This window comes from Streptomyces sp. NPDC002490, assembly GCF_040296045.1.
Classification (GTDB): domain Bacteria; phylum Actinomycetota; class Actinomycetes; order Streptomycetales; family Streptomycetaceae; genus Streptomyces.
This window is the reverse complement of record NZ_JBEOWM010000034.1, coordinates 44,258-65,815: the sequence shown is the minus strand read 5'-3', so window position 1 is coordinate 65,815 and position 21,558 is coordinate 44,258. Positions and strand designations below refer to the sequence as shown.

The following is a 21,558-nucleotide window of genomic DNA, read 5'->3' as shown; positions in this document are numbered from 1 at the left end:
GTGGGTGGCGGACGCCCGGGCGGCCTCAGGCGGACGCGTCGGGGCCGGCCCCGCCCTTCAGGGCGCGGACGACGTGGTCGTCGAAGTTGACCAGGGACCAGTCGCGGCGGTTCTCGATCACCGCGTAGCCGTGGGTGATCCGCCCGGTGGCGGTCTGCACCAGGGCGCCGTCCCGGACGACGTAGCAGTCCATCCGGGAGGTGTAGGTGAGGTCCTTGAAGACGTCCTCCACCGTGTAGACGGTGTAGAGGTCCTCCTCCATCAGCGCCTCGTCGAGGATCTGGATGCGGGAGTGCGGAACGACCGGGATCCAGCGGCGGTCGTCCAGGAGGGTGCGGATGGAGATGCCCCGGTCGGCGAGGAAGAGGTCGACGACCTCCTCCATCTGCCGCAGGTAGCCGGACATCTGGAGGCGCTCCGTGAAGTGGCAGTAGGGGTAGGGGATGCGCCACTTCCAGCCGAAGGCGTTGGCGTCCCGGGTCAGCAGGTGCAGCACCGGGTCGGTGCTCCCCCCGGTGCCCCGGCCCGGGCCGAGCGCGGTGGTGTCGGCGGGCTCGACGGCGGTCCCGTGGGCGGTGGTCTCCGCGGCGGTTCCGCCGAGGTGGGCGCCCAGCCGCTCCGCCACGAAGGGGGCGAGCTCGGCGGGCGGCTGCTCGGCGCTCTGGAGGTAGCCGTCGGGCCGCAGCGAGACCCTGACCTTGGAGGTGACGGCCTTGACCGGGGCGCCGTCCCGCTCGATGGTGAGCGTCACCCGGAAGCCGAGGGCGGCGGCCCCGTCCCCGGTGTCGGGGGCGACCTGCGCCTCTGCGGTGTCGTCCAGGTGGAAGGCGTGCAGGATGCGGGTGTCCAGGTCGACGACGTCGAGTCCGAGTCCGAACTCCTCGTACAGCGAGCGGGAGGACAGCCCGGCACTGCGGAAGTGGTCCAGGACGGCTTCCTCGACCAGGTAGTTGACGTGCTTGAAGCCGATCCAGGTGCAGATGTTGGAGCCCTCGTAGCGGGGCCGGACGGTCACGGTGGTGGTGGCGTTCAGCAGGGCCTTGGTGGCGGCGGCCACCGTGGGGTCGAGCGTTTCGGTCATCAGGGTGCTCCAGGTGAGGGAACGGGGCCCGACCGTTTCCGGGCCGTGAGGTCGTGGAGGTCGCGGACGAGTCCGTTGACGAGGGACGCGAAGGTCCCGGGCCGTTCGACCATGGAGAAGTGGCCGACGCCGTCCAGGACGTGGAGGGCGGCGTCGGGCAGCCGGGCGGTCAGCGCGCGGGCGTCGTCCGTCCGGGCCGCGATGTCCTCGCTGCCGCTGACCAGGAGGAACGGCAGGTGCATCGCCGGGGTCCGCAGGTCGGGCGTGGACAGGTAGGTGTCGAAGAACCGCATCCACCCGTGGCAGCCGACCCGGTCCCTGACCTTGGCGGCCATCCGTTGCTGGATGTCGGCGGCGAGTCGCCCCGCGGAGCGGACCCGGACGCCTTCTTCGAGGATCGCCTCGAAGCGGTTGAGGTGGTAGGAGAGCGCCGCCCAGTCGAAGTCGGCGGCCCGGGCCCGGTAGAACGGCGCGGCGAGCACGACGCCGCGCAGCGCGCCGGGACCGGTCGGACCGGGCGCCCACCGTCCGGTGCCGGCTTCCGGCGCACCGGTGACGGCGGTGTCGAGCCAGCTCAGCGCCGCGCCGGCGCCGAAGGAGTGGGCGACGAGGACGGTGGGGCCGCCGGGCACCGCGTCGACGGCCTCCCGGACCCAGCGGGCGGGCGGGGTGCGCCACCACTCGGGCGTTCCGGAGCCCCGCCAGGGCAGTTCCGCCGTCCACACCTCGCACTCCGGGTCGAGCAGGGGCAGCAGCCGGTCCCAGGTGTCGGAGCCGGCGGCCAACCCGTGCAGCAGCAACAGGCGCGGGCCGTCGCCGCCCGCCCCCGCCCGGACCCGGGAGACCAGGACGGGGGTCTCGGGCTGGACGGCGAGCCCCCGGGCACCGTTCATCAGCCGGCCTCCCCCGCCCGGCGCAGCACCAGCCCCGCGACCGCGTCGCAGCCGTCGTCGCCGTTGGTGAGCAGGACGGCGCCGGGCCCGTCCCCGGTGAGCAGGCCGACCGCCGCGGCGCCCTGGGCGACGCCCAGGGCGCCGGAGGCGTGGCCCAGGACGGCGTCCAGCGCGTGCCGGGGCATCCCCTCGGTCCCGGGCACCGGCCGGTCGGGGTCCAGGCCCTCGGAGGTGAGCCACCCGCCCGGCACCGGGCCGGGCGCCGCCAGCAGCGCGGCGACGCAGGCGTCCACCGAGCCCCGGCGGGCCTGGTCGCCCACCTCGGCGACGGGGGGCACCCCGCGCCGGTGCGCCGCGGGCACGCCCTCCAGCACCAGGGCCACCGCCCCGTCCAGCGCGGTCGTGGCCGGGTGGCCGGTCAATGCCTCGGTGACCTCGTTGTGCGTCTCGACCCCGACGACCACCGCGCGTTCGGCGCGACCTGCCCGGATCAGCCGGACCGCCCACCCGAGGGCGTCCAGCCCGCTGGTGGCGCCGTTGCACACCATCAGGTTGGGGCCGCGGAGCCCGAACCGGATGGCGATCGAGGAGGCCACCACGTTGCTGGAGGCGTTGGGCAGCCCCATCGGGCTGATGCCCTCCACCGAGTCGGTCGCGATCTCCGCGGCTGTACGGCAGACGGTGTCGAGGTTGCCGAGGTTGGAGCTGGCGACCACGGCCGTGGAGGCGCCCCACGCGCACCCTTCGCCGTCCGCGGGGACCAGCCGGGAGTCCCGCAGCGCGTCGCGGACGGCGACCAGGGCGAGTTGGGTGGCGCGGTCCTTGTAGCGCAGCCCCTTGCGTCCGATGCGGTCGGCCGGGACGACGGGGCCGCCGTCGGCGGCGGCCCGCAACAGGTCGGCGGGGACGTCCACGCCCGGCAGGGCCGAGCCGATCCCGGTGATGCCCACGCGGAGGGTGCTCATGCTCGGTTCCCGCCCTTCTGGATGCGTTCGACGACGGCCACCGTGTTGACCCCGCCGAACCCGAAGGCGTCCACCTGGGCGAGCGTCAGGTCCGGTGCCCGGCGTTCGCGGTCGCGGACGAAGCGGAACCGGGCGGCCTCCCGGACCGGTTCGTCCAGGCCGAGGGTGGCCGGGACGCGGCCGGTGGCCATCGCCCGGAGGGCCACGACCAGGCTGAGCAGCCCGGAGCCGCCGGAGGTGTGCCCGGTCATGGACTTCAGCGCGGTCATCAGCGGGCCGGTGACGTCCTCGCCGTAGACCGTCGCGACGGCCGCGGCCTCCGCCTCGTCGTTCAGCAGGGTGCCGGTGCCGTGCAGCATCACCAGGTCGATGTCGGAGGGCTTCACCCCGGCCCGGTCGTGGGCCTCCCGGACGGCCGCGGTGATGCCGGTCGGGTCGGGGGCGGTGACGTGGTGCGCGTCGCAGTTCATGCCGACCGACCGGAGTCGGCCGAGGGCGCCGGCCACCGGGCCGTCCTCGCGGCGGAGCACCACCGCGACCGCGCCCTCCCCCATCAGCACGCCCTTGCGCGCCCGGTCGAAGGGCTGGACGCGCTGCGGCGGGTCCATGTGCACCCGGTCCAGCAGGCCGTACATGCTCTCGGTCAGGGTGTCGACGCCGGCCACCACCACCGTGTCGCTCTCGCCGGCCTCGATCAGGTCCGCGCCCAGGGCGAGGGCGTGCAGCGAGGCGGAACAGGCGTTGGAGAAGGTGTGGCTCTGCACCGCGCCGAACCGCTCGCGCAGTGCCGTGCCGAAGTGCAGCCGGTCGACGTCGAACCCGGCGCCGTCGCGCCAGGCCAGCTCCGCCGAGCGCAGTTCCCGCAGTCCGGTGCCGACGAGTACCGGCACGTCGTGGAGGTCTTCGCCGAGGCCCGCCTGACGGGTGGCCTCGGCGACCGCCGCGAGCAGCCAGTCGGTCGCCCGGTAGGGCCGGTCCGGGCGGCCCGGGGGCCGGTCGTCGATCTCGTAGGCGTGCCGGGTGCGGTACCGCGCGGCGTCGAAGCCGCGGAGTTCGGCCAGCCCGCTCCGGCCCGCGCACAGGGACTCGAAGACCTCGTTCACGTCGTCGCCGATGCTGGCCTTCGCACCGGCTCCGGTCACCAACACGCTCATCACGCCCCTCCCGGGCACGTCAGGCGGAGCCGCATCACGTGCCCTCGTACCTGCCGTAGATCACGACGGAGTTGTTGCCGCCGAAGGCGAGTCCGTTGTTCTGCACCACCCGGAGGTCGGCCTCGACCGCCTGGTTGGGCACGCAGTCCACGGCGCACTCCGGGTCCGTCTCCACGTGGTTGATGGTCGGCGGGATGAACCCCTCGGTGAGGGAGAGCGCACAGGCGATGGAGGCCAGTGCGCTGGCGGCGCCCATGCTGTGCCCGATCATCGACTTGATCGAGACGGTGCGCGGCGGACGCGGCCCGAAGACCTGGCGGATGGCGGCGGCCTCGGTCACGTCGTTGGCCCGGGTGCCGGTGCCGTGCGCGGAGATGAAGTCGACCTCGGACGACTTGACCCCGGCGTCGTCCAGGGCGAGTTGCATGCACCGGGCGACGCTGTCCTGGTTGGGCGCCACCGGGTGGTGGGCGTCGCAGTTCAGGCCGTAGCCGAGCACCTCGGCGTAGATCCGGGCACCGCGCGCCAGGGCGGACTCCAGGCTCTCCATCAGCAGGACGCCGGCGCCCTCGCCGGTGAGGATGCCCTTGCGGTTCAGGTCGAACGGCTGGCAGCGCTCCGGGGCGATGGTGCCCAGCCGGTAGAACCCGGTGAAGGTCTTGCGGCAGAGCGAGTCCGCGCCGCCGCACAGGGCGTAGGTGACGTCCCCGCCGCGGATCGCGTCGTAGCCGTAGCCGATGGCGTAGTTGCCGGCGGCGCACGCGGTCGGCAGGGTGACGGCCTCCACCCGGGAGAGCCCCAACTCCTGGGCGACCGCGCCGGACAGCCGGCCCGCCGGCACGCGTCGGGCCACCCCGGCGTCCATCGCCTCGGGGCCGTGCCTGACCTCGGACTCGACGAGTTGGTCGAGGTCGCGGGATTCCCCGTCGGTGGTGCCGATCGAGGTCAGGCAGCGGTGCCGCCGGAGTTCGGCCTCCTCCAGCCCCGCGTCGGCCACGGCCATCCGGGCCGCCGAGACGGAGAACTGGCTGGCCCGCCCCAGGCTCTGGGGGTCGAGCCGGCGTATCCACCGGCCGGAGTCGAAGTCCTCGATCTCGCAGCCGATCGAGTACGCGAACCCGGTGGTGTCGAAGGCCGTGATGGGTCGCGCCGCACTACGTCCGGCACGCAGGCCGGTCAGGAACTCCTGGGTTCCGATACCGATGCTCGACACCGTTCCGAGCCCGGTGATGACGACCCTGCGGGCCGATTCCTGGAGCATGGTCTCCCCGATTCTCCGACTACCAGCCGGCGGCTTCGGAAACGACCTCGTAGACTCCGTTCAGATTCACCATGCGACCCAGTTCGGACTGGTCGATGACGATGTTGAATGCCTTCTCCAAGGAGGCCAGGATTTCGATCGCACGCAGCGAGTCCGCGTTGTGGTCCTCCTTGAAGAGGCTTTCCTGGGTCACCTCTTCCGGTTCCAGTTCGAGGATGTCGCAGACAATGTCGCGGATCTTCGCCTGACGCTCGTCCACCACAGTGCTCATAGTCTCCCGCCTTCGCTTCCCGGAATTCCCTGCCAGCGCGCCCCACGCTAGGACCGGTCGGGAATCCCATCAAGGCGGATGACCTCTAGCTGCCGCACCCGGTTCGCGAACGACCGTGAGCGGCGGAAACGCAGCAGAAGCTGCCAGTCCACGGCGCAACCGCCGACCGTTTGGTGCCACGGGAACACGCGGGACGGCCCCCTTGCCGGGCCGTCCGGCCGCGCTCCCCCGCACCGGCACCGGGCGGGACGGCGGGCGACAGCGGCACGCCCGCCTCCCTCTGCCTGACTGACCGTCACCATGACTTGGGTCATGGCTGGTTGACCTGAGACATGGGTACGCCCCCGGTCGCTGTGCGGTCCGGGGGCGTACGGCGCGGGGTGCGGCGTCAGCGGGCTTCCCGGGCGTCCACGGCGGGGGGTGCGGTCCGGTCCGCCGGGTCCGGGGCGGCCTCCTCGCCTTCGGCGGCGGGGGTCCGGGAGAGGTTGCCGACGAAGGTGATCAGGATGATCACCGCCCCGGCCACCGCCATCGCGCCGCCGATCACCGTGGTGATGTGCATGGCCTGGAGGAAGCTGTCGTCGGCGGCCTGGACCAGGTGGGGCAGGCCCGCCTGGTCGGCCACGTACCGCGCGCCCTCCGGGGAGTTCTCCGCCTGCTCGACCACCCGCTTGGGCAGTCCGGAGAGGGTCGGCGCCATCTCGTCCCGGTAGACGCTGACGAGCACGGTCCCCAGCACCGCCACCCCGAGCACGCCGCCGATCTGGCGCATCGAGTTGTTGACCGCGGAGCCCACGCCGGTGCGGTCCGCGGGGAGCGCCGCGATGATCACCTCGGTGGTGGGGGCGACGCTGGCGCCGAGTCCGAGCCCCTGGACCACCAGCAGCAGCCAGAACCAGGGCAACGGGGTGTCGTTGTCGAAGAGGACGTAGCCGAAGAAGGTCGCGGCGGCGATCAACATGCCCCCGGCGACCACCAGGCGGGCCCCCCAACGCTTGACCAGGACCGCCGAGACGGGCGCGCCGAGCAGGACGCCGAGCGCCACCGGAGCGAGGGTCATGCCCGCCTCGAACGGGGTCTGGCCGCGCGGCCCCTGGAGGTAGAAGGTGGCGTAGTACTGGGAGCCGGTCAGTCCGAAGAAGGTGAGCATGACCGCCACGCTCGCCCCGGTGAACCTCCGGTTGCGGAACAGCCGGATGTCGAAGCTCGGGTGGGGGATGCGCAGCTCCACCACCACGAAGGCGGCCAGGAGCAGCAGGCCCAGGGCGATGAGTCCGAGGACGTCCCAGGCCACCCACGCGTTGCGGTGGCCGCCCTCGATGATCCCGTAGACGACGGCCAGCACGCCCACCGTGGACAGCAGGACGCCCACCGGGTCGAAGCGCCGTCGGGTGAGCGAACGGGCGACGGGCAGCAGGAGGTACCCGCCGACCACCGAGACCAGCACCAGGGGCACGTTGACCAGGAAGACCGACCCCCACCAGAAGTGTTCCAGCAGGGCGCCGCTGAGCAGGGGACCGGCCGCGATGGCCAACCCGCTGCACCCGGACCAGATCGCGATCGCCTTGGCGCGGTGTCGGGCGTCGAACACCTCGGCGATCAGCGAGAGCGTCGCGGGCATGATCAGCGCGCTGCCGACGCCCATGACGGCCCGGGCGAGGATCAGTTCGCCCGGCGAACTCGCCCAGGCGGCCCAGGCGGAGCAGACGCCGAAGACGCCCAGTCCGACCAGCAGGATGCGGCGCTGCCCGTAGCGGTCGGCCAGCACGCCGCCGGTGAAGAGCAGCACGGCGAAGACGAGGGTGTAGGAACTGATGCTCCACTGGAGCTCGTTGGGGGTCGCTCCGAGGCCCTCGTCCGGGTCGGCCAGGGTCTTGAGCGCGACGTTGAGGATGGTGTTGTCGAGCCACACCGCGAGTTGGGCGAGGACCAGCACGGAGAGGGCCAGCCACTGCCGTGGGGTCGGGGAGGCGGGGGCCGGATCAGCCGGCCGGTCGGTGGTCCGTTCTCTTGCGCTCACGAGTTCCGTTCCTCAGATGGGGGCGCCCTGGGCGCGCTCCCGCAGCGGCGTCGACGTCGTCCGGGGAGGCCGATCACCCGAGAGTGACAACAACGGGCCTCACATCACCCGAACAAGCCGTTACTTGGCAGCAAGTGTCAGTGGAGCGGTAGGCGACGTTCAAGATTCGCATGAATTCTGACAACTACCTGTCAGGCCACTATCGGTCCACCCCCTTCGGCAAGAGCCGCGCCCCCGGCGACAACAACCTGCCCGCGCCCCGGCTCAGAGTAGCGGAAAGCGTCGCTCCGCCCGCAGGTCGGGAAGCTTCCGGGGGAATTGCGATCACGCACCGCCACATCAACACAAGGGCAATCACGCACAGTTCCTTGAAGCTGCAACCACGCCCTGGCCACGGTGGGGCATTCTCCCTGCGTGCTACGCTCACAAGTGGTTCAAAATCATCAGCAAGCACTTCTTCCACACGCTATCCGAAGCCAATTAGCGGCATCTGAGAGCTCATCCGATCCGCACCTCTGAAACGCCTTTTCGACGGGGCAGGGCGAATACGGGCACGGGGTCCGAAAACGCACGGAGGTCGCGGCGCGAAGAGCGGGGGAATGACAAGTTGCTACAGGATCACAAAGAGTCGGTCAACGCATTCGCAACTCGAAACTCACCTTGGGGAAACAATGTCGTCGAACACCTGACGCGCCAGGATTCCGTTCCGCACATCCCGGCGCCCGGCACCCGGCGCATCACGGGGTCGGTGGACGCGACCGACCCGGAGGTCTCGATTCGTTGGATGGCTCGACTCGTCCTCACCGCGGAAGAGAGCGTCACCTGGTGCCTGGGGGACATCATGCCCTCGCCCTCCGACGAAAGCACGGCCAAACGCCTGCGCATCATCAGACGGGCCGTCACCGAACTCGTCGACCACGGCGTACAGATGAAACTGATATGCCGTCAAGAAGACCTGGAGGACAACAGAATCTTCCAGCAGTTGAAGGCCATGCGCCCCCAGGCCATCATCGCCGGCGGTTCGCACTACAGCATCGCCGTGATCGACACCGAGATGACCGTGTTCCGGCACAGCACCGCGGAGAACCCGCAGACGCCGGGGGGCATCGTCATCCACGACTCCACCGTCGCGAACGCCTTCCACCACCTCATGACGGCCGGTGAGCAACCGGTGGAGTCGCACCCCGCCTTCCTGGACACCACCGCCGACGCGGCGCGCCACCGGAACCTCGTGCGGGTCCTCGACCTGATGAGCAAGGGGTTCACGGACGACGCGGCGGCCAAGGCCACCGGAATGTCCGTGCGCACCTACCGGCGGCACGTCGCGACGCTCATGAACGAGTTGGGCGCCCGGTCCCGCTTCCAGGCCGGCGTCCTCGCCGCCCGAACAGGTCTGCTGACCCCCGCGCTCAGACCGCACTGACCGGCCCCGCCACCCGAAGCCTCACCCCCGCACCACCGGGCGACGCCGCACCGGGCCGACGACGTCGCCGCACCCCCGTCCAGCACGCCGTTTCCGTCCCGCAGCCGAGCGGGGCGGAAGCCGGGCCCTCCGCGTGCGACGGCCCCGCCACCGCACGGCCCGCCCCGTGCCGCCGCCCCCGACGGAGCTCGGGGTGCGTTTCCTCCCCCGCCCCGTTCCGGCCGGTCCGTCCCCCGCCGGCGGGTCCGCGCGGCGTCGACCGTGCCCGCCGTTCGGCGGGCGGAGGCGACCCCGTACCATGCAGGAAGTTGACGGCCGGACCATCTGCGCTGCCCTGAACGGATCGCCTTGCACGAGTCATCCGCCTCCGCCTCCTGGCGCATCGCGCTGCCGCACTCCACCGCGGCGGTGCCGGTGGCCCGTGCGCTCGTCCGGACCGCGCTCACCGACGCCGCCGAGGTCCGGGACACCGCCGACTGCGACACCGCGGAGCTGTTGACCGCGGAGCTGGTGGCGAACGCCGTCGAGCACACCGCCGGGGACGAGCCCATCCAACTGGTCGTCGCCCTGCTGCCGGGCGGGTGCCAGGTGGAGGTGCACGATCCGGACCCCTGCCCGCCGGGCGGCCTGACCCGTCCCGCCCTCGACCCCCCGGACCCCTGGCGGGAGGACGGGCGCGGGCTGCTGCTGATCCGCGCGCTCAGCTCGGCCTGCGGACACCGCACCACCGAGTCCGGCAAGGCCGTGTGGTTCACCCTCTCCGCGGTGCCCCGGCCCCGGCACGCCCGCTGAGGCCCCTCCGCGGGCGCCCGCACCGGCCGTCGGGCCGTCAAGCCCCTGCACAACCGCGGCACGGTCGGGGGAACGCACCTGTGGATCATGACGTCCTGCTGGGTACGGACCGCGGGGGCCAGCCCCGCGGTCCCTGCCCGAAGGGGATCACATGTCCAGGTTCGCCCAGCGCGCCGGCGGTGCGCTCGTCGCGTCCGCACTCGCCGTGGCCACGCTCACGGCGGTGGCCTCGCCCGCCGTCGCCATCCACGGCGGGAAGAACACCACCACCGGCGCGCACCCGTACATGATGCAGTTGCGGACCGCGGGCGGCGAGCACGTCTGCGGGGGCACCCTGGTGGCGCCCACCAAGGTGCTCACCGCCGCGCACTGCGTCCGCGACGCGGACGCGGCGCTGAAGCTGAAGGTCGTCGGCGGGCGCACGACCCCGGCCGCCACCAACGGCACGGTGCGCTCGGTGACCGACGTCCGGCTGCACTCGCAGTACGACGGCTTCCTCCGCAACGACGCGGCGGTGCTGACGCTGTCCGCCCGGATGCCCTACGCGCCGCTGCCCGTCGCGGGCTCCCGGGACAACGCCAAGTACGCCCTGGGCAGGACCGCGAAGGCCGTGGGATGGGGGCTGACCGCCCGGGACACCCCGGCGACCCGGCTGAAGGAGGCCACCCTCACCATCGCCGCCCTGCGCACCTGCGAGCCGTTCACCGACGCGACCCACACCCGGGCCGGGACGGTCTGCGGGGCTCCGCCGGCCGGCACGAAGGACAGCATCTGCCGGGGCGACTCGGGCGGCCCGCTGGTCGCCGGGGGCAAGGTGATCGGCATCACCTCGACCGGCAACAAGTACTGCGACGGCGACCACCCGGACTCGGTCTTCACCCGGGTCAGCGCGGTGACCGCGGACCTCGGCCTGCCCGTTTCCTGACCGCCGCCCGGACCGGGTCCCCGCCGCCCCGGGGACCCGGCGCGTCAGCCGGCCAGAGGCCCCGCGAGGGTGGCGACGAGGACCGCCTTGATGGTGTGCAGCCGGTTCTCCGCCTCGTCGAAGACGACGGAGTACGGGGACTCGAAGACCTCGTCGGTGACCTCCAGCGAGTCCCGACCGTACGTCTCGTACAGCTCCCGGCCGACCTTGGTGCCGAGGTCGTGGAAGGCCGGCAGGCAGTGCAGGAACCGCACGTCGGGGTTGCCGGTGGCGCGGAGCACGTCCATGGTGACGGCGTACGGGCCGAGGGCGGCGATCCGCTCGCCCCAGACCTCCTTGGGCTCCCCCATGGACACCCAGACGTCGGTGGCGACGAAGTCCGCGCCGTGCACGCCCGCGGAGACGTCCGCGGTCAGGGTGAGCCGCGCCCCGCTGCCCTCGGCGAGCGCGCGGGCGCGCGCCACGACCTCCGGGGCGGGCCAGTACGCCTCGGGCGCGACGATCCGGACGTCCATGCCGAGCAGGGCACCGGTGATCAGGTAGGAGTTGCCCATGTTGAACCGGGCGTCGCCGAGGTAGGCGAAGGCGACCCGGTCCAGCGGCTTGGTGCAGTGCTCGGTGACGGTCAGCACGTCCGCGAGCATCTGGGTGGGGTGCCAGTCGTCGGTCAGTCCGTTGTAGACCGGGACCCCGGCGTGGGCGGCGAGCTCCTCCACGGCCGCCTGGCTGTCGCCCCGGTACTCGATCCCGTCGTACATCCGGCCGAGCACCCGGGCGGTGTCCTTGACGGACTCCTTGTGCCCCATCTGCGAACCGGACGGGTCCAGGTAGGTGGTGCTGGCGCCCTGGTCGGCGGCGGCGACCTCGAAGGCGCACCGGGTGCGGGTGGAGGTCTTCTCGAAGATGAGGGCGATGTTCCGGCCCCGCAGCAGCGGCGTCTCGGTGCCGGCCTTCTTGGCCGCCTTCAGCTCGGCGGCCAGGGCGATCAGGGCCGTGAACTCGTCGGCGGTGAAGTCCAGTTCCTTCAGGAAGTGGCGGCCGGTGAAACCGGTCGGGACAGTCACCATGCGGGGCTCCCAGGGCGAGGCGTCGGGCAGGAACAGGAAACCGGAACTATATACGACTACCAGCATTTATATGCAAGAGGGTCGATCCGGTCACACCGACCCCACCGGCCCGCCCCGTCAGCCCCCGGACACCGCCGCACGCTCCAGCGGGCAGCTCATGCACCGGGGGCCGCCCCGGCCCCGGCCCAGCTCGCTGCCGGGGATCTCGATCACCTCGATGCCCTGCCGGCGCAGATGGGTGTTGGTGGTGGCGTTGCGCTCGTAGGCGATGACCACGCCCGGTTCCACCGCGAGGACGTTGCACCCGTCGTCCCACTGCTCCCGCTCGGCGGCCCGCACGTCCTGGGTGGCGGTGAGCACCCGGATCTCGCTCAACCCGAGGGCCGCCGCGATCGCCCGGTGCATCTGCTCCGGCGGGTGGTCGGTGACCTTCAGTTCGCTGCCGTCCGTCCCGGGCTCGATGGTGTACGAGCGCAGCATGCCGAGCCCCGCGTACTGGGTGAAGGTGTCCCCGTCGACCATCGTCATCACCGTGTCGAGGTGCATGAACGCCCGCCGCTTGGGCATGTCGAGGGCCACGATGGTGCGGGCCGAACCCGCCGCGAACAGCTTGTGCGCCAGCATCTCCACCGCCTGGGGCGTGGTGCGCTCGCTCATCCCGATGAGGACCGCCCCGTTGCCGATGACCAGGACGTCGCCGCCCTCGATGGTGGACGGGTAGTCGGCCTGCCCCTCGGACCAGAGGTGGAACGGGCCCGCGGGCCCGGCCGCGAACAGCGGATGGTGGCGGTAGATCGCCTCGAAGTGCACCGTCTCGCGGCGCCGGGCCGGCCAGCGCATCGCGTTGATGGAGACCCCGTCGTAGATCCAGGCGGAGGTGTCGCGGGTGAACAGGTGGTTGGGCAGCGGATCGAGCAGGAAGCCGTCCAGTTCCATGGCGTGGAAGCGGACCGAGGTCGGCTCCGGGTGGCCGTCCAGGAACTCGCGCTTGGTCATGCCGCCCACCAGCGCCTCGCAGAGCTGCGGCGCGGGCAGCGCGGCGAACGCGGCCCGCAGGTGTCCGGTGGCCAGCGGACCGTACTCCTTCTCGTCGAAGACCCGGTCCAGGACCAGCGCCCGGGCCTCGGGCAGCTCCAGCACCTCGGCGAGCAGTTCGCCGAAGAGGTGCACGACCACGCCCCGGTCGCGCAGGACGTCCGCGAAGCCGTCGTGCTCCTGACGGGCCCGGCGCACCCACAGCACGTCGTCGAAGAGCAGGGCGTCCTTGTTGCGGGGGGTGAGCCGCTTCAGCTCCAGGTCGGGCCGGTGCAGTATGACGCGGCGCAACCGTCCGGTCTCGGAGTCGACGTGGAATCCCATGGCCTCTACCTTCCCCGAATCCCGCCCCGACACGACGCCCGGCACGCGGGGCCGCGGCGGCACGCTCCGGCCGGCGGGCGGACGGGGCCGGCCGGCGTCCGGCGGGGAGCCCGACCCCGCTCAGCGCACGCCGGTGAGGTGGGCGAAGACGACCACGTTCGCGTCGTAGCCGGTCGCCTCCTCGAAGGTGCCGCCGCAGGTGAGCAGGCGCAGCTCGGGGCGGCCGGTGTCGCCGTAGACCCGTTCCGCGGGGAAGCCCTCGCGGGGCAGCACCTCCACCCCGTCGACGGTGAACACCGCGGTGCGCCCGTCGCCGCGGGTGACCTCGATGGTGTCGCCGTGGACGAGCGAGCCCAGTGAGTAGAAGACCGCGGGCCCGGTGCGGGTGTCGACGTGGCCGGTGAGCACCGCGGCGCCGCGCTCGCCCGGGCTGGGTCCGGCGCTGAACCAGCCGGCGGTGCCCGGTTCGGTGGGCGGCGGGGCGTCCAGCTGTCCCCGGGGGTCGTAGCCGACGGCCCGGAGCGGGGCGGCCACGCCGATCGCGGGAATCCGGACGGCGTCCGGGCGGGCGACGGCGAGCGGTGCGGGATCGGTGGAGGCCGCGGGTCCGGAGGCGGCCGGCGCAGGGCGGACCGCCGCGGCGGGCGAGGGTTGCGGCGGCCCGGGCACCGGGTCGCCCTGCACCAGCCGGACCCCGACGAGGACCGCGAGCGCCAGGGACGACCAGCCCACCCGGTACCGCCGGGCTCGTTCGGTGCGCACGGCCCTGCGGTGCGCGTCGAGGGCGGCCAGGAGGGCCGCGCCCTCGACGGAGTGCCGGGCCGCCGCTCCCCCGGGGTGTCGGTACGCGTCCATGCCGGGTCTCCTTCCGACCGCCCGGGCTCCCGGGCGTCCGTGGTGTGTGCCACCGGGCCGGCCGGGGCGGTGGGCGGCCCCGGCCGGATTCCCCGGTGCGGTCCTTCGTCAGAGGGCGCGGCGCCGGGCCCGGAACAGGAAGGCGCCGCCGACCGCGGCCCCCGCGATCAGGACGCCGCCCGCCGCCGTGGCGAGGGCGTCGTCACGGTCGCCGCCGAACCCGCCGTGCGCACCGCCGGCGGGCACCACCTCCAGCACCCCGGCCAGGTGGGCCCCGTTGTCGCAGGTGCCGTGGACCTCGTGCCGGCCGGGGCGGGCGTGCTGCGGCACGTCGATGCGGCCGCTCAGCTCGTCCCGGCCGAACTGGGTGCCCCGGTCGTCGCCGCCGGTGCGGCCGTCGCGGGTGAGCCGGACGTGCCGCACCCCCAGGGACTCGGCGTTGACCGTGGCGCTGGTGCTGTTCCCGCAGGAGAAGGTGCGCGCGGTGGTGGTGTGTCCGGCCCGCACCGGGTCGGGCGAGAACGACAGGGTCCGGGCACCGGGCCGTGGTTCCGGCGCGCCGCCGGCCGGGGCGCCGGCCGCGAGGGCCAGCGGTGCCGCGAGGGCTACCGTCGCCGCGGCCGCCCCGGCCGAGGCGAGCATGCGTCGAGCGTTCATGTGATCCTCCGTCAGGCACCGGCCGCGCACGGAACCTTGCCCGCGCGCTGACGAGAGCCGGTGCCGTCGTCCCCTCATCTGACGGCCCGTCGAATCGGGACGCATCCCCACCGGCCCGGCGGCGCCACCGGTACCCGCCCCTCCGCCCCGGGTGGCGGACGGCAACACCGCAGGTCAGCACCGGTACCGCTGGGGCACTCAGGTGATCTTCCGGTGGTGCGCCCGCACGGGTAGCGGCCCCGACCCGCGGAACGCCCCGGGCCCGCCCCCGGCTCCGGGCGCCGCGGGAAACCCGCTCGCCCGCCGACCCGGACCACCGCCATACTCGAAAGGGTGTTCCTCACCATCACCACGATCGGCAGCCCCGGGCGTCCCGCCACGGACCTGGGGTACCTGCTGCACAAGCACCCCGACCGCAGCCAGACGTTCCGCGCCTCGTCGACCCACGGCACGGCGCACGTCTTCTACCCGGAAGCGACCGAGCAACGGTGCACCGCCGCGCTGCTCCTGGAGGTCGACCCGGTGGGCCTGGTCCGCGCGACCAAGGGCAAGGACCGCAAGACGCCCGACGCCACCCTCGCCCAGTACGTGAACGACCGCCCGTACGCGGCCTCCTCGCTGCTGGCCGTCGCCCTCGGCCGGGTGTTCTCCAGTGCGCTGAAGGGGCGGTGCACGGCCCTGCCCGAGCGGGCCGCCCAGCCGCTGCCGCTACGGATCGAGGTCCCCTCCCTGTCCGCACGGGGCGGCCCCGAGCTGGTGCACCGGATGTTCGAGCCACTCGGCTGGACGGTCACGGCCACCCCGGTCCCTCTGGACGAACGGTTCCCCGCGTGGGGCGCCTCGCGCTACGTCCGGCTCGCCCTGGAGAGCGACGCCCACACCCTCGGCGAGGCCCTGCGCCAGCTGTACGTGCTGATGCCGGTGCTCGACGCCGCCAAGCACTACTGGGTCTCCGAGGACGAGGTGGACAAGTTGCTGCGGGCCGGCGAGGGCTGGCTCGCCACCCACCCGGAGCAGAAGCTCATCACCGGACGCTTCCTCAACCGCCGGTGGGCACTGGCCCGCACCGCGCTCGAACGGCTCGCCCTGGAACGACTCGCCCAGAGCGACGACACCGACGTCGAGACCTTCGACAACGCCGTCGACGAGGCGGCCGACACCGAAGAGAAGCCGGTCCCCCTCGCGGTGGCCCGCCGCACGGCGATCCGCACCGCACTGGACGAGAGCGGCGCGGCCCGGATCCTCGACCTGGGCTGCGGCCAGGGCCAGTTGGTGAAGGACCTCCTGGGTCACGCCCGGTTCACCGAGGTCGTCGGGGTCGACGTGTCGGCCCGGGCCCTCGCCATCGCGGCCCGCCGGCTGCGCCTGGACCGGATGGGCGAACGACAGGCCGCCCGGGTCACGCTCCTCCAGGGCTCCCTGATGTACACCGACCGCCGTCTCGCGGGCTACGACGCGGCCGTGCTCTGCGAAGTCGTCGAGCACGTGGACGCGGACCGGCTGCCCGCCCTGGAGTACTCCGTGTTCGGTGCCGCCCGACCCGCGACGGTCATCGTGACCACCCCGAACGTGGAGTACAACGTGCGCTGGGAGTGGCTGCCCGCCGGGCAGTCCCGCCACGGCGACCACCGCTTCGAATGGCGGCGGGACGAGTTCCGCGCCTGGGCCGAACGGGTGGCCGCACGGTACGGGTACGCGGTCGAACTGCGCCCGGTGGGCCCGGAGGACCCCGAGGTGGGCGCGCCCACCCAACTCGCCCTGTTCCACCGGGAACCCGGCAACGCCCCGTCCGCCCACCACGACCGCGACCCGAAGGAGGACACCGCGGCATGAGCACCACCGAACCCACCGCCTCCGGCGGCACACGCGACCTGGGCGTCACCGACCTGTCGCTGGTCGTCCTGATCGGCGCCTCCGGCTCCGGGAAGTCGACCTTCGCCCGCCGGCACTTCCGCCCCACCGAGATCGTCTCCAGCGACTTCTGCCGGGGACTGGTCGCCGACGACGAGAACGACCAGTCGGCCTCCGGTGACGCCTTCGACCTCCTGCACTACATCGCCGGCAAGCGCCTCGCCGCCGGCCGGCGCACCGTCGTCGACGCGACGAACGTCCAGTCCGGGGCGCGGGCCCAACTCATCCGACTCGCCCGCGAACACGACGTGCTCCCCATCGCCATCGTGCTGGACGTGCCCGAGGCCGAGTGCGCCCGGCGCAACGCCACCCGGGCGGACCGCGCCGACATGCACCCCCGGGTCATCAGCCGCCACCAGCGGGAACTGCACCGTTCGCTGCGCGGACTGGAACGCGAGGGCTTCCGCAAGGTCCACCTGCTGCGCGGAGTGGAGGCGATCGACTCGGCGCGGATCGTCACCGAGAAGCGGTACAACGACCTCAGCCACCTCAGCGGCCCGTTCGACCTCATCGGCGACGTCCACGGCTGCCACCGCGAACTGGAAACCCTGCTGGAAGAGCTCGGCTACGTCGACGGCAGCCACCCCGAAGGCCGGACCGCCGTCTTCGTGGGCGACCTCGTCGACCGCGGACCGGACAGCCCGGCCGTACTGCGCCGCGTCATGGACATGGTCGCGTCCGGCGACGCCCTCTGCGTGCCCGGCAACCACGAGAACAAGCTCGGCCGCTGGCTCAAGGGACGCAAGGTCCAGATCACCCACGGACTCGCCGAAACCGTTGCCCAACTGGAAGCCCAGAGCGAGGAGTTCCGCGCCGAGGTCGCCGCCTTCGTGGACGGGCTGGTCAGCCATTACGTGCTGGACGGCGGCAAGCTCGTCGTCTCCCACGCGGGTCTGCCGGAGAAGTACCACGGCCGCACCTCCGGCCGGGTCCGCTCGCACGCCCTGTACGGCGACACCACCGGCGAGACCGACGAGTTCGGGCTGCCGGTGCGCTACCCCTGGGCGGACGACTACCGGGGCACGGCCGCCGTCGTCTACGGCCACACCCCGGTCCCCGAAGCCCGCTGGATCAACAACACCCTCTGCCTGGACACCGGTTGCGTTTTCGGCGGCAAGCTGACCGCGCTGCGCTACCCCGAACGCGAACTCGTCGACGTGCCCGCCGAACGCGTCTGGTACGAGCCGGTGCGCCCGCTGCTGACCGAAGAGTCGGGCCGCACCGACGAGCGCCCCCCGGACCTGGCGGACGTCCACGGCCGGCGCACCGTGGAGACCCGGCACGGCGGCCGGGTGGCGGTCCGCGAGGAGAACGCGGCCGCCGCCCTGGAGGTGATGAGCCGCTTCGCGATCGACCCGCGGCTGGTGCCCTACCTGCCGCCGACGATGGCGCCCACCGCGACCTCGCGCCGGGACGGCCACCTGGAGCACCCGGCGGAGGCATTCGCCCAGTACGCCGCGGACGGGGTCGCCCGGGTCCTGTGCGAGGAGAAGCACATGGGCTCGCGGGCCGTCGTCCTGGTGTGCCGGGACGCACACGCGGCACGGGAACGGTTCGGCGTCGACGGCCCCACCGGTTCCCTGTACACCCGCACCGGGCGCCCGTTCTTCGACGACTCCGCGGTCACCGAAGAGATCCTGGACCGGGTGCGGGCCGCGGTCGGTGCGGCCGGGCTGTGGGAGGAACTCGACACCGACTGGCTGCTCCTGGACGCGGAGCTGATGCCCTGGTCGCTGAAGGCGGGCGGCCTGCTGCGCAGCCAGTACGCGGCCGTGGGCGCCGCTGCGGGCAGCGCACTGCCCGCAGCGGTCACGGCACTGACGCGGGCCGCGGCACGCGGCGTGCCCGTCGACGGGCTGCTGGCACGGCAACGGGAACGCGCCGTCGACACCGCCGCCTTCACCGAGGCGTACCGCCGCTACTGCTGGACCACCGAGGGACTGGACGGCGTGCGGCTGGCCCCCTTCCAGGTGCTGGCCGCCCGGGGCAGGTCCCTGGCCGGACTCCCCCACGACGAACAGTTGGCCCTGATCGACCGGCTCGTGGCCCACGACCCGACCGCGCTGCTCATCCCGACCGGGCGGCTCGTCGTCGACACCGGCGACGAGGAGTCCGTCGAGGCCGGCGTCCGGTGGTGGCAGGAGCTGACCGGGGCGGGCGGCGAGGGCATGGTCGTCAAGCCTCTCCAGGCCCTGGCCCGGGACGGGCGGAACCGACTGGTGCAGCCCGGCATCAAGTGCCGGGGCCGGGAGTACCTGCGGATCGTCTACGGACCCGAGTACGCGCGCCCCGACCACCTGGAGCGCCTGCGCTCGCGGCACCTGGGGCACAAGCGGTCACTGGCCCTGCGCGAGTACGCCCTCGGACTGGAGTCCCTGGAGCGGCTGGCCGAGGGGGAGCCGCTGTGGCGGGTGCACGAGACGGTGTTCGCGGTGCTGGCCCTGGAGTCGGAGCCGGTCGACCCCCGACTGTGACCCGCGGACCGGACCGACCGTCCGCGGGGGCAGGTGCGGAGCAGGGCGCTCCGCACCTGCCCCGGCACCCACGTCGCCGCCGCGACCAGTCGGGGCGCGGCAGCGGGTGCACCACGGCGGGCCGCGGCGCACCGGGCATGATGGGACGCATGGATCTCCGCATCTTCACCGAACCCCAGCAGGGCGCCACCTACGACACCCTCCTCCGCATCGCCCGGGCCGCCGAGGACCTGGGCTACGGCGCGTTCTTCCGCTCCGACCACTACCTCCACATGGGCTCCGTGGACGGGCTGCCGGGACCCACCGACGCCTGGATCACCCTCGCCGGACTCGCCCGCGACACCAGCCGGATCAGGCTCGGCACCCTGATGACGGCGGGCACGTTCCGACTGCCGGGCGTCCTCGCGATCCAGGTCGCCCAGGTCGACCGGATGTCCGGCGGCCGGATCGAACTGGGCCTCGGGTCCGGCTGGTACGAGGAGGAGCACACCGCGTACGGCATCCCGTTCCCCAAGGAGAAGTTCGGCCGGCTGGAGGAACAGCTCGCCGTCGTGACCGGGCTGTGGAAGACCCCCGTCGGCGAGCGCTTCAGCTTCGAGGGGACGCACTACCAGCTCAAGGACTCGCCCGCGCTGCCCAAGCCCGCGCAGTCCCCGCTGCCGATCCTGATCGGCGGCCACGGCGCCAAGCGCACCCCCGCCCTGGCCGCACGGTACGCCGACGAGTTCAACATCCCCTTCGCCTCGATCGCCGACACCGAGCGCCAGTTCGGCCGGGTGCGGGCGGCGGCCGAGGAACGCGGACGGCACCCCTCCGACCTCGTGTACTCCAACGCCCTCGTGGCCTGCGTCGGCCGCACCGACCAGGAGGTGGCCCGCCGGGCGGCGACCATCGGCCGCGAGGTGGACGAACTGAAGGAGAACGGTCTCGCGGGGTCGCCCGCGGAGGTGGTCGAGAAGCTGGGCCGGTACGCCGCCGTGGGCTCCCAGCGCGTGTACCTCCAGATGTTGGACCTGGACGACCTCGACCACCTGGAGCTGATCGCCTCCGCCGTCATGCCGCAGGTGGCGTCCGGCGCCTCCTGAGCGGGCGGACCGCTGCCGCGCCGTGCGCCCCGGACGGTTCCCGAACGCGCCGGTGACCGTCTCGTCGACCACCGGTGCGGGCCCCTCACCCCCTCGGCGCTCCCGTGGTGTTGACCTTGTCGTTGGCGTCAGGGTCGGACCATGACCGGCATGAACACCACCACGCCCCGGGACCACCGGACCGTCCTCGTCACCGGAGCCGGCACCGGCATCGGACGGGCCACCGCCCGTGCCTTCGCCGCCGAAGGCGCCCGCGTGATCGCCCTCGGACGACGTGCCGAACCGCTGGCGGAGACCGCCGCCGGACACGGTGACATCACCCCGCTGACCGCCGACATCACCGACCGGGACGCCCCCGAGAAGATCGTCCGGGCCGTCCGGGACGCGCACGGTCGACTGGACGTGCTGGTCAACAACGCCGGCATCGTGCACGGCGGTCCCCTCGGCACCCTGACGCAGGAGGCCGTCACGACCCAACTCGCCACCAATCTCGTCGCACCCGTCCTGCTCACGCAGGCCGCCCTGCCCTTGCTGGAGGCGGCGGGCGGAGTGATCGTCAACGTGAGCACCTCGGTGGGGCAGCGGGCCTGGCCGGGCAACTCCGTCTACGCCGCGTCCAAGACCGCCCTGGAACTCCTCACCCGCAGCTGGGCGGTGGAACTCGCGCCGCGCGGCATCCGGGCGGTGGCGGTCGCCCCCGGCGCGATCGACACCCCCATCGGGGAGCACCAGGGGTTGACCCCGGAGCGGACCGCCGAGGTGCGGAAGTGGCAACTGGCGCACACCCCGCTGGGCCGCATCGGTCGCCCCGAGGAAGTGGCCTGGGCCATCACCCGACTCGCCGCACCGGCCGCCTCGTTCATCACCGGAGTCGTGCTCCCGGTCGACGGAGGCGCGGTCGTGGCGTGATAGGAACGACCCCGGGGGTGGAGCGGGTGCGGATAGGCGAACTGGCCGGGGCGACCGGAACGACCGCCCGTGCGCTGCGACACTACGAGCAGGCCGGACTGCTCTCCTCCGAACGCGCCCCCAACGGCTACCGCACCTACGACGAACAGGCAGTGGTGCGGGTCCGCAACATCCGCTTCCTCCTGGCCTCCGGACTCACCCTCGACGACGTGCGGGCCTTCCTGCCCTGCCTGGACGGCGACGTCAGCGCGGGGCCGCCCTCCGGGGACGGCCTGCGGGTCGCGCAGGAACGACTGACGGTCCTCAACGAACGGATCGCGACCCAGACCGAGGCCCGGGACCGCCTGGCAGCCGCCCTCCGGGAGAGAACCGGCGGCGGGGGGCGGCCGGCGGGCTAGGGGGCGGTTCGTCTCTGGTGGGGCCCTCCCCCCCCACCCCCTCCCCCACTGCCGCGCG

General features: G+C 73.0%; 19 protein-coding genes. 8 read left to right on the top strand and 11 right to left on the bottom strand.

Features of this window, described 5'->3' with window-relative positions:
- Window positions 1–25: 25 nt before the first annotated feature.
- The 7 genes from ABT092_RS21530 to ABT092_RS21500 all read right to left on the bottom strand — a co-directional run bounded on the left by ABT092_RS21530 (window position 26) and on the right by ABT092_RS21500 (window position 7,645).
- Entirely contained in the window at window positions 26–1,081 is a 1,056-nt protein-coding gene (locus ABT092_RS21530) for an acyl-CoA thioesterase family protein (RefSeq protein ID WP_351246209.1), read from the bottom strand.
- Entirely contained in the window at window positions 1,081–1,974 is an 894-nt protein-coding gene (locus ABT092_RS21525; RefSeq protein WP_351246207.1) for an alpha/beta fold hydrolase, read from the bottom strand. The genes ABT092_RS21530 and ABT092_RS21525 overlap by 1 nt, the downstream gene beginning before the upstream one ends.
- On the bottom strand, window positions 1,974–2,939 hold the full coding sequence (locus tag ABT092_RS21520; protein ID WP_351246205.1) for a beta-ketoacyl synthase N-terminal-like domain-containing protein: 966 nt from the start codon (window positions 2,937–2,939) through the stop codon (window positions 1,974–1,976). The genes ABT092_RS21525 and ABT092_RS21520 overlap by 1 nt, the downstream gene beginning before the upstream one ends.
- Window positions 2,936–4,093, bottom strand: a complete 1,158-nt coding sequence (locus ABT092_RS21515; protein WP_351246203.1) for a beta-ketoacyl synthase N-terminal-like domain-containing protein — start codon at window positions 4,091–4,093, stop codon at window positions 2,936–2,938. The genes ABT092_RS21520 and ABT092_RS21515 overlap by 4 nt, the downstream gene beginning before the upstream one ends.
- A 34-nt stretch (window positions 4,094–4,127) precedes the next feature.
- Window positions 4,128–5,354 (bottom strand): beta-ketoacyl-[acyl-carrier-protein] synthase family protein, encoded by a 1,227-nt coding sequence (locus ABT092_RS21510; RefSeq protein ID WP_351246201.1) that lies wholly within the window; start codon window positions 5,352–5,354, stop codon window positions 4,128–4,130.
- A 19-nt stretch (window positions 5,355–5,373) separates the two neighbouring features.
- A complete protein-coding gene (locus tag ABT092_RS21505) occupies window positions 5,374–5,625 on the bottom strand; it encodes an acyl carrier protein (protein ID WP_351246199.1) in 252 nt (83 codons plus the stop codon).
- A 388-nt stretch (window positions 5,626–6,013) separates the two neighbouring features.
- On the bottom strand, window positions 6,014–7,645 hold the full coding sequence (locus tag ABT092_RS21500; RefSeq protein WP_351246197.1) for an MFS transporter: 1,632 nt from the start codon (window positions 7,643–7,645) through the stop codon (window positions 6,014–6,016).
- A 784-nt stretch (window positions 7,646–8,429) separates the two neighbouring features.
- On the opposite strand from ABT092_RS21500, the gene ABT092_RS21495 reads away from it, so the two are divergent.
- The 3 genes from ABT092_RS21495 (at window position 8,430) to ABT092_RS21485 (ending at window position 10,785) form a co-directional block, all read left to right on the top strand.
- The gene (locus ABT092_RS21495; protein ID WP_351246195.1) at window positions 8,430–9,068 is read left to right on the top strand and encodes a helix-turn-helix transcriptional regulator; all 639 of its coding nucleotides are present in this window, start codon (window positions 8,430–8,432) and stop codon (window positions 9,066–9,068) included.
- 348 nt (window positions 9,069–9,416) lie between these two features.
- Window positions 9,417–9,860, top strand: a complete 444-nt coding sequence (locus tag ABT092_RS21490) for an ATP-binding protein (protein ID WP_351246193.1) — start codon at window positions 9,417–9,419, stop codon at window positions 9,858–9,860.
- A gap of 151 nt (window positions 9,861–10,011) precedes the next feature.
- A complete protein-coding gene (locus tag ABT092_RS21485; RefSeq protein ID WP_351246191.1) occupies window positions 10,012–10,785 on the top strand; it encodes a S1 family peptidase in 774 nt (257 codons plus the stop codon).
- Between the two features lie 44 nt (window positions 10,786–10,829).
- Here the strand turns inward: ABT092_RS21485 and argF are convergent, their stop codons facing one another.
- From argF to ABT092_RS21465, 4 genes are all read right to left on the bottom strand, one after another.
- Window positions 10,830–11,852 (bottom strand): ornithine carbamoyltransferase, encoded by a 1,023-nt coding sequence (argF, locus tag ABT092_RS21480; RefSeq protein ID WP_351246189.1) that lies wholly within the window; start codon window positions 11,850–11,852, stop codon window positions 10,830–10,832.
- A gap of 117 nt (window positions 11,853–11,969) precedes the next feature.
- On the bottom strand, window positions 11,970–13,211 hold the full coding sequence (locus ABT092_RS21475; protein ID WP_351246187.1) for an arginine deiminase: 1,242 nt from the start codon (window positions 13,209–13,211) through the stop codon (window positions 11,970–11,972).
- Window positions 13,212–13,331: 120 nt separating this feature from the next.
- A complete protein-coding gene (locus tag ABT092_RS21470; protein WP_351246185.1) occupies window positions 13,332–14,066 on the bottom strand; it encodes a class F sortase in 735 nt (244 codons plus the stop codon).
- 108 nt (window positions 14,067–14,174) lie between these two features.
- The gene (locus ABT092_RS21465) at window positions 14,175–14,723 is read right to left on the bottom strand and encodes a hypothetical protein (RefSeq protein WP_351246183.1); all 549 of its coding nucleotides are present in this window, start codon (window positions 14,721–14,723) and stop codon (window positions 14,175–14,177) included.
- Window positions 14,724–15,056: 333 nt separating this feature from the next.
- Between ABT092_RS21465 and ABT092_RS21460 the strand changes: the two genes are divergently transcribed.
- The 5 genes from ABT092_RS21460 to ABT092_RS21440 all read left to right on the top strand — a co-directional run bounded on the left by ABT092_RS21460 (window position 15,057) and on the right by ABT092_RS21440 (window position 21,500).
- Window positions 15,057–16,556, top strand: a complete 1,500-nt coding sequence (locus ABT092_RS21460) for a 3' terminal RNA ribose 2'-O-methyltransferase Hen1 (protein ID WP_351246181.1) — start codon at window positions 15,057–15,059, stop codon at window positions 16,554–16,556.
- On the top strand, window positions 16,553–19,108 hold the full coding sequence (locus tag ABT092_RS21455) for a polynucleotide kinase-phosphatase (protein WP_351246179.1): 2,556 nt from the start codon (window positions 16,553–16,555) through the stop codon (window positions 19,106–19,108). The genes ABT092_RS21460 and ABT092_RS21455 overlap by 4 nt, the downstream gene beginning before the upstream one ends.
- A gap of 149 nt (window positions 19,109–19,257) precedes the next feature.
- Window positions 19,258–20,193: an LLM class F420-dependent oxidoreductase gene (locus ABT092_RS21450; protein WP_351246177.1), complete on the top strand. Its 936-nt coding sequence runs from the start codon at window positions 19,258–19,260 to the stop codon at window positions 20,191–20,193.
- A 141-nt stretch (window positions 20,194–20,334) separates the two neighbouring features.
- Window positions 20,335–21,102: an SDR family NAD(P)-dependent oxidoreductase gene (locus ABT092_RS21445; RefSeq protein ID WP_351246175.1), complete on the top strand. Its 768-nt coding sequence runs from the start codon at window positions 20,335–20,337 to the stop codon at window positions 21,100–21,102.
- A gap of 26 nt (window positions 21,103–21,128) precedes the next feature.
- Window positions 21,129–21,500 carry a MerR family transcriptional regulator gene (locus ABT092_RS21440; RefSeq protein ID WP_351246257.1) on the top strand — a complete coding sequence of 124 codons (372 nt, stop codon included), beginning with the start codon at window positions 21,129–21,131 and terminating at the stop codon, window positions 21,498–21,500.
- Window positions 21,501–21,558 lie beyond the last annotated feature (58 nt).